Source organism: Caulobacter sp. GW821-FHT10A06 (assembly GCF_059415805.1).
The window spans coordinates 239,887-252,990 of the sequence record NZ_JBWKNY010000008.1 but is presented as its reverse complement, the minus strand read 5'-3'; the positions used below and the strand labels follow the sequence as shown (position 1 = coordinate 252,990).

General features: G+C 66.9%; 10 protein-coding genes. 9 read left to right on the top strand and 1 reads right to left on the bottom strand.

Going from position 1 to position 13,104, the window contains the following annotated elements:
- Nucleotides 1–106: 106 nt before the first annotated feature.
- The 6 genes from AC07NF_RS23860 (at nt 107) to AC07NF_RS23835 (ending at nt 7,209) form a co-directional block, all read left to right on the top strand.
- On the top strand, nt 107–1,024 hold the full coding sequence (locus tag AC07NF_RS23860; RefSeq protein ID WP_494633208.1) for an ABC transporter permease: 918 nt from the start codon (nt 107–109) through the stop codon (nt 1,022–1,024).
- Nucleotides 1,021–1,878 carry an ABC transporter permease gene (locus tag AC07NF_RS23855; RefSeq protein ID WP_494633207.1) on the top strand — a complete coding sequence of 286 codons (858 nt, stop codon included), beginning with the start codon at nt 1,021–1,023 and terminating at the stop codon, nt 1,876–1,878. The genes AC07NF_RS23860 and AC07NF_RS23855 overlap by 4 nt, the downstream gene beginning before the upstream one ends.
- A complete protein-coding gene (locus tag AC07NF_RS23850) occupies nt 1,875–2,993 on the top strand; it encodes an ABC transporter ATP-binding protein (protein WP_494633206.1) in 1,119 nt (372 codons plus the stop codon). The genes AC07NF_RS23855 and AC07NF_RS23850 overlap by 4 nt, the downstream gene beginning before the upstream one ends.
- A 151-nt stretch (nt 2,994–3,144) precedes the next feature.
- A complete protein-coding gene (locus tag AC07NF_RS23845; RefSeq protein WP_494633205.1) occupies nt 3,145–4,548 on the top strand; it encodes an aspartate aminotransferase family protein in 1,404 nt (467 codons plus the stop codon).
- On the top strand, nt 4,545–5,945 hold the full coding sequence (locus AC07NF_RS23840) for a glutamine synthetase family protein (RefSeq protein ID WP_492813401.1): 1,401 nt from the start codon (nt 4,545–4,547) through the stop codon (nt 5,943–5,945). The genes AC07NF_RS23845 and AC07NF_RS23840 overlap by 4 nt, the downstream gene beginning before the upstream one ends.
- On the top strand, nt 5,938–7,209 hold the full coding sequence (locus AC07NF_RS23835; protein ID WP_494633204.1) for an NAD(P)/FAD-dependent oxidoreductase: 1,272 nt from the start codon (nt 5,938–5,940) through the stop codon (nt 7,207–7,209). The genes AC07NF_RS23840 and AC07NF_RS23835 overlap by 8 nt, the downstream gene beginning before the upstream one ends.
- Here the strand turns inward: AC07NF_RS23835 and AC07NF_RS23830 are convergent.
- Complete coding sequence (locus AC07NF_RS23830; RefSeq protein ID WP_494633203.1) at nt 7,206–7,805, bottom strand: TetR/AcrR family transcriptional regulator; 600 nt, start codon at nt 7,803–7,805, stop codon at nt 7,206–7,208. The genes AC07NF_RS23835 and AC07NF_RS23830 overlap by 4 nt on opposite strands.
- A gap of 86 nt (nt 7,806–7,891) precedes the next feature.
- Between AC07NF_RS23830 and AC07NF_RS23825 the strand changes: the two genes are divergently transcribed.
- The 3 genes from AC07NF_RS23825 to AC07NF_RS23815 all read left to right on the top strand — a co-directional run bounded on the left by AC07NF_RS23825 (nt 7,892) and on the right by AC07NF_RS23815 (nt 13,053).
- Nucleotides 7,892–8,458, top strand: a complete 567-nt coding sequence (locus tag AC07NF_RS23825; protein ID WP_494633202.1) for an SRPBCC family protein — start codon at nt 7,892–7,894, stop codon at nt 8,456–8,458.
- A 46-nt stretch (nt 8,459–8,504) separates the two neighbouring features.
- Nucleotides 8,505–10,526 carry a tetratricopeptide repeat-containing sulfotransferase family protein gene (locus AC07NF_RS23820; protein WP_494633201.1) on the top strand — a complete coding sequence of 674 codons (2,022 nt, stop codon included), beginning with the start codon at nt 8,505–8,507 and terminating at the stop codon, nt 10,524–10,526.
- 142 nt (nt 10,527–10,668) lie between these two features.
- Nucleotides 10,669–13,053 carry a TonB-dependent receptor gene (locus AC07NF_RS23815; protein ID WP_494633200.1) on the top strand — a complete coding sequence of 795 codons (2,385 nt, stop codon included), beginning with the start codon at nt 10,669–10,671 and terminating at the stop codon, nt 13,051–13,053.
- Nucleotides 13,054–13,104 lie beyond the last annotated feature (51 nt).

Here is a 13,104-nt window from a genome sequence, read left to right as displayed (position 1 = left end):
TGGGGATGGGGTGACGCCCACGGTGGATGTCACTCCAGCCTCGCCAAGTTCTGAACCGCTTTCACCCCCAACCCCGCCCTTCCCCCGTCAAAGGGGGAAGGGAGAGATGCTGACGATGGAACAATCCTGGAAACAGGCGAAAGCCGTCTTCGCCGCGGCGCTGGGACCGCCGCTGGTGTGGCTGGCGCTGTTCTTCCTCGCGCCGATGGCGATCGTCTGGGCCTACAGCTTCGGCCATAACGCCGGCCTGACCGAGATCGCCATCAGCGGCACGTTCAGCAACTACGCCCGGGCGATCGAGCCGCTGTACCTGAAGATCTTCCTGAAGTCGGCTTGGGTCGCCGGGCTGACCACGGGCCTGTGCCTGGTGATCGGCTTCCCGGTCGCCCTGGCCATCACCTTCGCGTCCGACAAGGCCAAGACCTGGCTCTTGCTGCTGATCATGCTGCCGTTCTGGACGAACCTGCTGATCCGCACCTACGCCCTGATCGCCGTGCTGCGCACCGAGGGCTACGTCAACCAGGGCCTGGAATGGCTGTGGAAGGGCGGCGGGACGTTCGCGGCGCTGGTGGGCCTGCAGCCGCTGGGCGACTTCCAGCCGCTGGAGCTGCTGCACAACAATTTCGCGGTGATCCTGGGGCTCGTCTACGTGCACCTGCCCTTCATGGTGCTGCCGCTCTATTCGGCCCTCGATAGGCTCGACAAGTCGCTGCTGGAGGCCAGCCTGGACCTGGGCGCCGGGCACCTGCGGACCCTGTTCAAGGTGGTCGTGCCGCTGGCTCTGCCGGGCATCGCCTCGGGCGTGCTGATCACCTTCATTCCGGCGCTCGGCGCCTATCTGACGCCTGACCTGCTGGGCGGTCCCGACAGCCAGATGATCGCCAACGTCATCGAGCGCCAGTTCAAGCGCGCCAATGACTGGCCCTTCGGCGCGGCCATGTCGTTCGTGCTGATGTACCTGACCTTCATCGCCATCGCGATCCAGGCCCTGCTGGCCAAGCGCACGCCGGAGGCCAAAGGATGAGCAAGCGCTCCGCTCCCGGTCCTCTCGAGTACCTCCGCCGCTGGCAGATGCAGGCCTGGCTGGCCGCCGTGGGGGTCTTCCTCTACGCGCCGCTGATCGCGCTGATGGTGTTCAGCTTCAACGACAGCAAGCGCAACATCGTCTGGAAGGGCTTCACGCTCAAATATTACGACAAGCTGTTCAACGACTCCGCCCTCTTGGAAGCGTTTGGCAACAGCCTGACGATCGCGGCGGTCTCGACGGTGATCAGCTTGATCCTCGGCGCCTCGGCGGCCCTGGTGCTGTGGCGCTTCCGCTTCCCCGGCAAGACGGCCCTGGACGGGGCGCTGGCCCTGCCGATCGTGGTGCCCGAGATCTGCATGGGCGTGGCCATGCTGGTGTTCTTCGCGCGGGTCATGCCCTGGCCGCAGGACCTGCCGTGGCCGCTGAACCTGGGGGCGATCATCATCGCCCACGTGTCGTTCTCGTTCCCCTTCGTGGCGGTGGTGGTGCGGGCCCGCATGGCCAGCTTCAACCGCGAGATGGAGGAGGCGGCCCGCGACCTGGGGGCCGGCGAGTTCCGCACCATCCGCGACGTGATCCTGCCGCACATGGCCCCGTCGCTGGTGGCCGGGGCGCTGCTGGCCTTCACGCTGAGCCTGGACGACTTCGTCATCACCTTCTTCACCGCCGGTCCCGACACGGTGACCTTCCCGGTGAAGGTCTATTCGATGGTCCGCTTCTCGGTGACGCCGGAGGTCAACGCGGCCTCGACGGTGCTGATCGTGCTGACCGTGCTGCTGACCGCGGCGGCGCTGAAACTGCAGGGGGACCCGGCGGCCACGGCTGGCCACGGGGCGGGGGACGCTAAATGAGCAAGCCGATCATCACCTTCGAGAACGTCACCAAACGCTTCGGCAAGGTGGCCGCCGTCGACAACGTCTCCCTGACCGTGACCGAGGGCGAGTTCTTCGCCCTGCTGGGCCCGTCGGGCTGCGGCAAGACCACCCTGCTGAGGATGCTGGCCGGGTTCGAGACGCCCACCGAGGGGCGCATCCTGATCGACGGCGAGGACATCTCCAACGTGCCGCCCAACAAGCGGCCGGTGAACATGGTGTTCCAGTCCTACGCCGTGTTCCCGCACATGACCGTGGCCGACAACGTCGCCTACGGCCTGGTGGTCGACAAGGTCGGCAAGGCCGAGCGCGACCGTCGCGTCGAGGAGGCCCTGGAGCTGGTCCAACTGGGCGGCTATGGCGGCCGCAAGCCCGACCAGCTGTCGGGCGGTCAGCGCCAGCGCGTGGCCCTGGCTCGCGCCCTCGTGAAACGCCCGCGGGTGCTGCTGCTGGACGAGCCGCTGTCGGCCCTGGACGCCAAGCTGCGCGAGCAGATGCGCACCGAGCTGTGCACCCTGCAGGAGAAGGTCGGCATCACCTTCATCATGGTCACCCACGACCAGGACGAGGCCCTGGCGCTGGCCACCCGCTGCGCGGTGATGAGCAAGGGCCTGCTGCAGCAGGTGGCCTCGCCCAACGACCTCTATGAGTTCCCCAACAGCCGGTTCGTGGCCGACTTCATTGGCCAGGTGAACCTGTTCGAAGGCGTGCTGGCCGTCGACGAGCCCAGCCACGCGGTGATCCGTTCGCCCGACCTGCCGGTCGACATCTTCCTGGACCACGGCGTCACCGGCGCCCGTGGCGGCACGGTCTGGGCGGCGATCCGGCCCGAGAAGATCGAGCTGCACAAGAAGGACGGCGATGTCCCGCCCAACCTCGGCGACTGCCCGCAAGGCACCAACGCCATCGCCGGTGTCATCAAGCACGAGGCCTATCTGGGCGGCTCCTCGACCTACGAGGTCGAGATCAAGGGCGGCCGCCGGATCAAGGTCCAGCGCTCGAACCTGACCCGCTGGGACCAGGAAGACTTCAAGCTGGGCGAGACGGTGTGGCTGTGCTGGCACGCCTGCTCGCCGGCGGTGTTGTTGAGCTGAGAACTCTCCCTCCCCCTCGATGGGGGAGGGCTGGGGTGGGGGTGATGCGGCGGTGGAGGCCGCGCACCCCCGTCAACCGGGGTCACCCCATCCCCGCCCTTCCCCATCCAAGGGGAAGGGAGAAAACGAAAAGTATCGTCAGGAGCCACCGATGACCGTCCCGATCCGCAACCACGACATCGCCGAGCTCAAGCGCCTCGATCTGGCCCACCACCTGCCGGCCCAGGCCGACCACAAGGTCATCGCCGAGCTGGGCGGCAGCCGGATCATCACCCGCGCCGACGGCGTCTACATCCACGATGGCGAGGGTCACCAGATCCTGGACGGCATGGCCGGCCTGTGGTGCGTCAATGTCGGCTACGGCCGCAAGGAGTTGGCCGACGCCGCCTACGAGCAGATGCTGGAGCTGCCGTACTACAACACCTTCTTCAAGACCGCGACGCCGCCGACCGTGACCCTGGCGGCCAAGATCGCCGAGAAGATGGGCGGCCAGCTGAGCCACGTGTTCTTCAACTCGTCGGGGTCGGAGGCCAACGACACGGTCTTCCGCCTGGTCCGCCACTACTGGAAGCTCAAGGAGCAGCCGTCGCGGACGGTCTTCATCAGCCGCTGGAACGCCTATCACGGCTCGACCGTGGCCGGCGTCTCGCTGGGCGGCATGAAGCACATGCACAAGCAGGGCGACCTGCCGATCCCCGGGGTCGAGCACGTCATGCAGCCCTATCCGTTCGGCGACGGCTTCGGCGAGGACCCGGCCGCCTTCCGCGACCGCGCGGTCAAGGAGATCGAGGACAAGATCCTCGAGGTCGGCCCCGAGAACGTCGCGGCCTTCATCGGCGAGCCCGTGCAAGGGGCGGGCGGGGTGATCATTCCGCCGGATGGCTACTGGCCGGCGGTGGAAGCGCTCTGCCGCAAGTATGGTGTCCTGCTGGTCTGCGACGAGGTGATCTGCGGCTTCGGGCGGCTGGGCCAATGGTTCGGCCATCAGCACTACGGCATCAAGCCGGACCTGATCGCCATGGCCAAGGGCCTGTCGTCCGGCTACCTGCCGATTTCGGCGGTGGGCGTGGCCGACCACATCGTCGCCGAACTGCGCGAGAAGGGCGGCGACTTCATCCACGGCTTCACCTATTCCGGCCACCCGACCTGCGCGGCCGTGGCGCTGAAGAACATCGAGATCCTCGAGCGCGAGAGCCTGATCGAGCGCACCCGCGACGACACCGGGCCGTATCTGGCCAAGGTGCTTGCCAGCCTGAACGACCACCCGCTGGTCGGTGAGACCCGCTCGCTGGGCCTGATCGGCGCCGTCGAGATCGTCCGCGAGAAGGGGACCAACCATCGCTTCCTCGACAAGGAAGGCGAGGCCGGTCCGATCGTCCGCGACCTGTGCATCAAGAACGGCCTGATGGTCCGCGCCATCCGCGACAGCATCGTCTGCTGCCCGCCGCTGATCATCACCCACGCCGAGATCGACAAACTTGTCGCCATCATCCGCCAGTCTCTGGACGAGGCCGAGCCCGTGCTGCGCGCCTTGAAACCGGAGGCCGCGGCATGAAACCGAAGCACAACAAGGCCAAGCGCGAGACCACGCTGAACCGGGGCGTCTCGTCGCTGGAGGAGGCTCAGGCCTGGTTCGCGCGGCAGAGCATCGAGGAGATCGAGTGCGTCGTGCCCGATCTGGCCGGCGTGGCGCGCGGCAAGATCATGCCGGTGCGCAAGTTCCTGGGGACGCCGTCGATGAACCTGCCGTTGGCGGTGTTCTACCAGACCATCACCGGCGACTTCCCCGAGTTCGAGGGCGTGGTCACGGCGGTGCAGTCCGACACCGACATCTTCCTGACCCCGGACTTCGCGACCCTGGCCGCCGTGCCGTGGGCGCAGGACCCGACGGCGCAGGTGATCCACGACGCCTTCCACCCCGACGGCCGTCCCGTCGAGGAGGCCCCGCGCCAGGTGCTGCGGCGGGTGCTGGCGCTGTACGCCGAGAAGGGCTGGGTGCCGATCGTGGCGCCGGAGATCGAGTTCTATCTCGTCGACAAGAACACCGACCCGGACTACCCGCTCAAGCCGCCGATCGGCCGCTCGGGACGTCCGGAGACGGGCCGTCAGGGCTATTCGATCAGCGCGGTCAACGAGTTCGATGCGCTGTTCGAGGACATGTACGAATACTCCGAACGCCAGGGCCTGGAGATCGACACCCTGATCCACGAAAGCGGCGTGGCGCAGATGGAGATCAACCTGCGGCACGGTAATCCGCTGGAGCTGGCCGACCAGGTGTTCATGTTCAAGCGCACCATCCGCGAGGTGGCGCTGGAGCACGAGATCTACGCCACCTTCATGGCCAAGCCGATGGCGTCCGAGCCCGGCAGCGCCATGCACATCCACCAGTCGATCGTCGACAAGGACGGCGACAACCTGTTCTCGCACCGCAAGACCGGCGAGGAGACGGCGCTGTTCCACGGCTTCATCGCCGGCCAGCAGACCTATCTGCCGGCGATCATGGCCATCCTGGCGCCGTACGTGAATTCGTACCGCCGGATCGCGCGGGATAGCGGCGCGCCGGTCAACACCCAGTGGGGTTACGACAACCGCACCTGCGGCCTGCGGGTGCCGCCGTCGGACCCGGCCAACCGGCGTCTGGAGAACCGGATTCCTTCGTCGGACGCCAATCCGTATCTGGCCATCGCCGCCTCATTGGCGGCCGGCTATCTGGGCATGACCCAGGGCCTGAAGCCCAGCGATCCGGTCGACACCGACGCCAGCGTGGCGGGCGTACAGCTGCCGCGCAGCCTGTCGGAGTCGCTCAAGCTATTCACCGAGTGCGAGCCGCTGGTCGAGATCCTGGGACCGATCTTCAGCCAGGCCTATGACCGCGTGAAGCAGGCCGAGTACGAGACCTTCATGCGCACGATCAGCCCGTGGGAGCGGGAGTTCCTGCTGCTGAATGTCTGAGGTTTACGGAGCCGGGAACTGGTACGCGGCCACGGCCCACGATCACCCCGACCTTACGCCGCTGGACGGCGACGTCAGCGCCGATGTCTGTATCGTCGGGGCGGGGTTCACGGGGCTTGGCGCGGCGATGGCCTTGGCGGGGCGAGCGAGTGTCATCGTGCTCGAGGCCGGCCGGGTCGGCTGCGCGGCCAGCGGGCGCAACGGCGGGCAGGTTCATACCGGCCAGCGGCGCGATCAGGCGTGGCTGGAGAAGGCCGTCGGTCGTGATGACGCCCTGGCTCTGTGGCGTCTGGCCGAGGACGCGCGGACGCACTTCAAGACCCTGACCGACACGATCCCCTGCGACTGGCGGCCGGGGATGATCCATGCTCGGCACAAGCCGAACGGCGAGGCCGAGGACGCGGCCTATGTCGCGCTGATGGCCGACCGCTACGGCTACGACCAGCTGGCGCTCATCGGCGAGGTCGAGCTCGCCGATGAGCTGGGCACGGATGTCTATTACGGCGGCCTGGTCGATCGCGGCGGCGGGCACGTGCATCCGCTGAACTTAGCGCTGGGCATGGCCAGGCGGATGGTCGCGGCGGGAGTGGCAGTCCACGAAAACACCCGCGCTGAAAGCTGGCGGCGGGAGGGCGGCAAGATCGTGGTCGAGACCGCCACGGGGCGGGTGACCTGCGACCAGCTGATCCTCAGCGGCGATGGCCTGTTGAACGCCATGGCCGGCAAGGCCCGCGCGCGGGTCATGCCGATCAACAACTTCATCGCCGTCACCGCGCCGCTGGGCGAGCAGGCCGACGCGATCATCCGCTCGAACGCGGCGGTGTCGGACAGCCGCTTCGTCGTGAACTACTTCCGCAAGACCGCCGACGGCCGGCTGCTGTTCGGCGGCGGCGAGAACTATCGGCCGGGCTTCCCGAGCGACATCGCGGGGATGGTTCGGAAGAACCTGGCCAAGGTCTATCCGCGGCTCAAAGACATCCCGATCACCCACGCTTGGGGCGGGACGCTGGGCATCACCATGAGCCGCATGCCGTTCGTCGGCGACGTGGCGCCGGGCGTGCGCGTGGCCTCCGGTTATTCCGGCCAGGGCGTGATGCTGGCGCCCTATGTCGGCAAGCTGCTGGCCGATGCGGCGCTGGGCGAAACCGCTGGGGTCGAGCTGCTCTCGCGCCTGCCGACCCCGCCGTTCCCCGGCGGTCGCCTGCTGCGCTGGCCGCTGACGGTAGCGGGCCTCTCCTGGTACGCGCTGCGGGACCGGCTCTAGGCCAGCGCCTTCGCCGTCAGCAGCGCCATATGCTGACGCAGCTGGGCGATGCTGCGGTCGAAGAAGCCGATGTCGCGGTGGGTGCGGGCCTGCATGACCGCGCCCTCCATCGTCGTCAGGATGAACTCCGACAGGCCGCGCAGGTCCATGCCCGACGGCAGGCCAGCGTCCTTGAGGCAGCCTTCGATCGCCGTCGTCCAGTTGATGAAATTCTGCGCCAGCAGCTCGCGCACCGGCGGATCCGGTTCATGGATCTCCAGGGCTAGCGAACCGATCGGGCAGCCGTACAGGCACTCGGTCTCCAGCAGCATGCCGCGATAGGCCGCCAGCAGGGCGAAGATACGCTCGACCGGGTCCTCGACCCCGCGCCAGGCCGGGTCCAGCAGCATCTCCTGGATGCCGTCGCGGTACATCTCCAGCACCCCGACCAGCACGTCCTGCTTGCCGGGGAAGAAGTGGTACAGGCTGCCGCTGTTGGCCTGCGACCGCGAGAGGATGTCCGACACCGAGGTCGAGCCGTAGCCCTTGGCGGCGAACAGCTCCATCGCCGTCAGCAGGATGCGTCTGCGGGTGTCGAGCGGGTTCTGGGGAGCCATGGCCGCAGTTTGCACCGGGCTTGAACGTTCAATCAAGTCGTGCTTCACTTGAATGGTCATTCAAGCGACCCTGGGGAGGGGAGAGCATGATCCGATCGACGATGATCGCCGCCGCCGCGCTGCTGGCTTTCGTAGGAGCGGCCAACGCCCAGACGCGCAGCTGGAAGGATTTTCCCGGCGTCTCGAACACCTCCTATGTCGACGCCGCCGGCCAGAAGGCGCTGCAGCTGTCGATGGACATCCCGGCCCCGCCGAAAGCGGTGTTCGAGGCCTTCGCCACGACCGACGGCTTCAAGAGTTGGGCGGTGCCGATGGCCCAGGTCGACCTGCGCACCGGCGGCATGATCGAGTCCAGCTACGACCCCAAGGCCAAGCCGGGCGACGCGGGCAACATCAAGAACCAGATCGTCACCTTCATCCCCGATCAGCTGCTGGTGATCCGCAACATCCAGGCGCCGGTGGGCTTCGCGGGCCAGGGCGAGTTCCAGAAGACCGTGACGGTGATCGAGTTCACGCCGATCGCGGAGGGTACGCGGGTGCGGCTGACCAACACCGGCTACGGCGACAACGCCGAGGCCAAGATGGTGTACGGGCACTTCGAGTGGGGCAATGCGTACACCCTGGCGGAGCTGAAGAAGAAGTTCGCGAAGTAACGCGGCCGGATTGACACCCGTCGCGACGCTCCGCTCTCCTGATGGAATGGAGTCCACGACCGCCCAGCCCGCCCTCAGCCTTGCCCAGGCGTTCGAGCACGCCGAGCGGCTGCTGGAGGCAGACCCACGGATGGCGGCCGAGCAGGCGCGGGCGATCCTGGAGGCGGTTCCGCGCCACGCCGATACGACCCGTTTGCTGGCCGCCGCGCTGCGGCTCTCCGGCGATCCGCAAGCCGCGCTCGACACCGTCGCCCCGCTGGCCGCCGCCTTGCCCAACATGCCGCTGGCCCAGCTGGAACTCGGCCTGAGCCTGGAGCAGCTGGGCCGTACCGCCGAGGCCGTCCGCGCCTTCGATCGGGCCAGCGCCCTGGAGCCGCGCCTGTCGGAAGCTTGGCGCGGGCTGTCCGAAAACCTCGACCTGCTGGGCGACAGCGTCGGCGCCGAGAAGGCCCTGGCTCGCCAGCTGCGCGCCTCGACCCGCGACCCGGCCCTGGTCGAGGCCGCCACCGCCCTGTCCGACAACCGCCTGGGCGAGGCCGAACAGATCCTGCGCGAGCGGCTCAAGACAGACTCCGGCGACGTCGCCGCCATCCGCATGCTGGCCGAGACCGGCGCGCGCCTGGGTCGTTACGCCGACGCCGAAGCCCTGCTGACCCGCTGCGTCGAGCTGGCCCCGAACTTCACCGCCGCCCGACACAACCTGGCGACCATGCTCTATCGCCAGAACAAGAACGCCGAGGCGCTGAGCCAGATCGAGACGCTCACCGCCAAGGACGCTCGCCATCCCGGCTACGCCAACCTGCACGCCGCCATCCTGGCGCGCTTGGGCGAATACGACCGAGCTATCGCCGTCTATGACCGGGTGCTGGCCGACTATCCCAACCAGCCCAAGGGTTGGATGAGCTATGGCCACGCGCTGAAGACGGTGGGCCGGCAGGCCGACTGCGTCGCGGCCTATCGCCAGGCGCTGGAACAGGCCCCGACCCTGGGCGAGGCCTGGTGGAGCCTGGCCAACCTCAAGACCGTCAAGTTCACCGACGCGGACCTTGAGGCCATGACCGCCGCGCTGGAAACGCCTGACCTCTCCGACGAGGACCGTCTGCATTTGCGCTACGCCCTGGGCAAGGCGCACGAGGATGCCGAACTCTGGGACGCCGCCTTCGAGCACTACGCCGCCGGGGCCGCGATCCGGCGCAAGCAGCTCGACTACGATCCGGAAGAGAACGCCTCCGATACCGCCCGCACCAAGGCGGTGTTCACCCCGGCGTTCCTGGCGGCGCGTGCCGGGCAGGGCTCTCAGGCCCCCGATCCGATCTTCGTCGTCGGCCTGCCGCGCTCGGGCTCGACCCTGGTCGAGCAGATCCTGGCCAGCCACTCGATGGTCGAGGGCACCATGGAGCTGCCCGACCTGATCGTCATGGCCCGACGCTTAGGCGGCAAGACCGCCACCCGCGCCGAGTCGACCTATCCGGAAAGCCTGGCCGACCTGTCGCCCGACGACCTGAAGGCCCTGGGCGAGGAGTTCCTCGAGCGCACCCGCATCCAGCGGAAATCGGACAAGCCGTTCTTCATCGACAAGATGCCCAACAACTTCGCGCACGCCGGGCTGATCCACCTGATCCTGCCGAACGCGAAGATCATCGACGCGCGCCGCCATCCGCTGGGCTGCTGCTTCTCGGGCTTCAAGCAGCACTTCGCGCGGGGGCAGGCGTTCAGCTACGACCTGACCGACATCGGCCGTTACTACGCCGACTACGTCGACCTGATGACGCATTTCGATGCGGTGCTGCCCGGCCGTGTGCACCGGGTGATCTACGAGCACATGATCGCCGACCCGGAGGCGGAAATCCGCGCGCTGCTGGCCCACTGCGGGCTACCGTTCGAGGAAGCCTGCCTGTCGCCGCACGAGAACGATCGCGCCGTCCGCACCGCCAGTTCAGAGCAGGTGCGCCGCCCAATCTTCAAGGACGCCGTCGAGCACTGGCAGAAATTCGAATCGCATCTGGACCCGCTCAAGCAGGCATTGGGCCCGGTGTTGGACGCTTATCCCGACCCGCCCGTTATTTGACCATCTCAACGCGACCTCCATCGCGCCTTGCCATTTGTGCAACACTTCAAGGAATTGACACCAAACTGAAATTTCCAATCTTGCCGAGGCCCTGAGGCAGGCCGAACCTCGTTCGATCAAAGCCGCCAAGGGGAGCGACTGTATGTCGTCGGGATCGGTTCGTTTGAAGAAGGTCGGCGTCTGCTCTGCCGCCTTGTTCGCCACCACAATGCTTACGGGCGTCGCGCACGCTCAATCCAATAATCAGAACACGGCCCTGGAAGAGGTCGTCGTCACCGCGCAGAAGCGGTCCGAGAATCTGCAGGACGTTCCGGTCAGCATCCAGGCGCTGGGCGGAGAGAAGCTGGAGCAGCTGCAGGTCGCCAGCTTCGTCGATTATGTGAAGTACCTGCCCAGCGTGTCGTTCACGACCAGCGGGCCGGGCTTTGGCCAGGTCTATATGCGCGGCGTCGCCAGCGGCGGCGACGGCAACCACTCGGGTTCGCTGCCCAGCGTCGGGACCTATCTGGACGAGCAGCCGGTCACCACCATCCAGGGCGCGCTGGACATCCACGTCTATGACATTGCCCGAGTCGAGGCCCTGGCCGGTCCGCAAGGCACGCTGTACGGCGCCAGCTCGCAGGCCGGCACCCTGCGGATCATCACCAACAAGCCCACGACGGCCGGCTTCTCGGCGGGCGTCGATGTCGAGGCCAACAAGGTCGATCACGGCGGGACTGGCCACACGGTCGAAGGCTTCGTCAACATTCCGCTGTCGGACAAGATCGCCGTCCGCGCGGTCGGCTGGGACGTCCGCGACGCCGGCTATATCGACAACGTCGCGGGCACGCGCACCTATGATCGCGGCGACACCGACCCGACCAACGACTACACGATCAACAACAAGAACCGGGTGCGGAAGAACTACAACAGCGTCTACACCCAAGGCGGCCGCGCGGCCCTGCGGGTCGAGCTGGACGACAACTGGGTGATCACCCCCAGCGTCATGGGCCAGGTGCAGAAGGTCGGCGGCCTTTTCGCCTATGACCCGCAGGTCGGCGACCTGAAGGTCACGCACTTCTATCCGGAAAGCAGCAAGGACAAGTGGGTCCAGGCGGCCCTGACCATCGAGGGCCAGGTCGCCAATCTGGACGTCACCTATGCCGGCTCGTACCTGAAGCGCAACGACGAGACCAACCAGGACTACACCGACTACTCGTACTTCTACGACCAGGTCGGCTACGGCTTCTACTGGACCGACAACGCCGGCAACCTGGTGAACCCGTCGCAGTACATCCAGGGCCGCGACCGCTATCGCAAGGAAAGCCACGAGATCCGCATCGCCTCGCCGCAGGACCAGAAGCTGCGGTTCGTGGTCGGCGGCTTCTACCAGAAGCAGAAGCACGGCATCTTCCAGAACTACAAGATCGACGGCCTGGGCAGCACCCTGTCGGTGCCGGGCTATGTGGGCACGATCTGGCTTACCGCCCAGCAGCGGATCGATCGCGACAAGGCGATCTTCGGCCAGGCCGAGTACGACATCACCGACAAGCTGATGCTGACCGCCGGCATCCGCTTCTTCAAGGCGCACAACACCCTGGTCGGCTTCTACGGCTACGGCACGGGCTACGGCTCGACCGGCGAGCGGGCCTGCTTCAAGGGGCCGGTCGTAGCGGGCTCGCCCTGCACCAATCTGGACAAGGGCACCAAGGAGAGCGGCAACTCGCCGAAGGTGACGCTGACCTACAAGATCGACGGCGACAAGCTGGTCTACGCCACCTACTCGAAGGGCTTCCGGCCGGGCGGCATCAACCGCCGTTCGACGCTGCCGCCGTACCAGGCCGACTATCTGAAGAACTACGAGGCCGGCTGGAAGACCTCGTGGGGCGGGGCGTTCCGCTGGAACGGCGCGATCTTCATGGAGGACTGGTCGGGCTTCCAGTTCTCGATCCTGGGGGCCAACGGCCTGACCGAGATCAAGAACGCCAACCAGGCGCGCATCAAAGGCATCGAGAGCGACATCACCTGGGCGCCGGTCAACGGCTTCACGCTGAACGCCTCGGCCGCCTATACCGACGCCAAGCTGACCGCCAACTACTGCGGCGCGACCGACAGCGCCGGCACGCCGATCACGACCTGCCCGGTCGGCTCGACCGCGTTCCCCGACGGCCCGCAAGCCCCGGACGGCACGCGCCTGCCGATCACGCCCAAGTTCAAGGCCAACATCACGGCCCGCTACCAGTACCAGGTCGCCGACTATGACGGCTTCTGGCAGGTGTCGGTCATGGGCCAAACCTCGAACTGGACCGATCTGCGCCTCAAGGAGCGCGAGATCATCGGCAAGCAGGGCCGCTATTCGGTGGTCGACTTCTCGACCGGCCTGTCCAAGGACAGCTGGTCGATGCAGCTCTACCTCAAGAACGTCTTCGACAAGCGGGCTAGTCTGAACCGCTATGCCGAATGCGCCGAGAGCGTCTGCGGAACCCAGGCCTATATCGTCCCGAACCAGCCCCGCACCGTCGGGATCAAGGTGGGGAAAGAGTTCTAGTGCGTGGTGGGGAGTGAGAGGGGGCGGTCCGCAAAGGGCCGCCCCTTTTTC

Bases quoted from the DNA above. Each gene is read 5' to 3' on its own strand.
- AC07NF_RS23860 (WP_494633208.1), top strand. From the start codon at position 107: ATGCTGACGATGGAACAATCCTGGAAACAGGCGAAAGCCGTCTTCGCC.
- AC07NF_RS23855 (WP_494633207.1), top strand. From the start codon at position 1,021: ATGAGCAAGCGCTCCGCTCCCGGTCCTCTCGAGTACCTCCGCCGCTGG.
- AC07NF_RS23850 (WP_494633206.1), top strand. From the start codon at position 1,875: ATGAGCAAGCCGATCATCACCTTCGAGAACGTCACCAAACGCTTCGGC.
- AC07NF_RS23845 (WP_494633205.1), top strand. From the start codon at position 3,145: ATGACCGTCCCGATCCGCAACCACGACATCGCCGAGCTCAAGCGCCTC.
- AC07NF_RS23840 (WP_492813401.1), top strand. From the start codon at position 4,545: ATGAAACCGAAGCACAACAAGGCCAAGCGCGAGACCACGCTGAACCGG.
- AC07NF_RS23835 (WP_494633204.1), top strand. From the start codon at position 5,938: ATGTCTGAGGTTTACGGAGCCGGGAACTGGTACGCGGCCACGGCCCAC.
- AC07NF_RS23830 (WP_494633203.1), bottom strand. From the start codon at position 7,805: ATGGCTCCCCAGAACCCGCTCGACACCCGCAGACGCATCCTGCTGACG.
- AC07NF_RS23825 (WP_494633202.1), top strand. From the start codon at position 7,892: ATGATCCGATCGACGATGATCGCCGCCGCCGCGCTGCTGGCTTTCGTA.
- AC07NF_RS23820 (WP_494633201.1), top strand. From the start codon at position 8,505: ATGGAGTCCACGACCGCCCAGCCCGCCCTCAGCCTTGCCCAGGCGTTC.
- AC07NF_RS23815 (WP_494633200.1), top strand. From the start codon at position 10,669: ATGTCGTCGGGATCGGTTCGTTTGAAGAAGGTCGGCGTCTGCTCTGCC.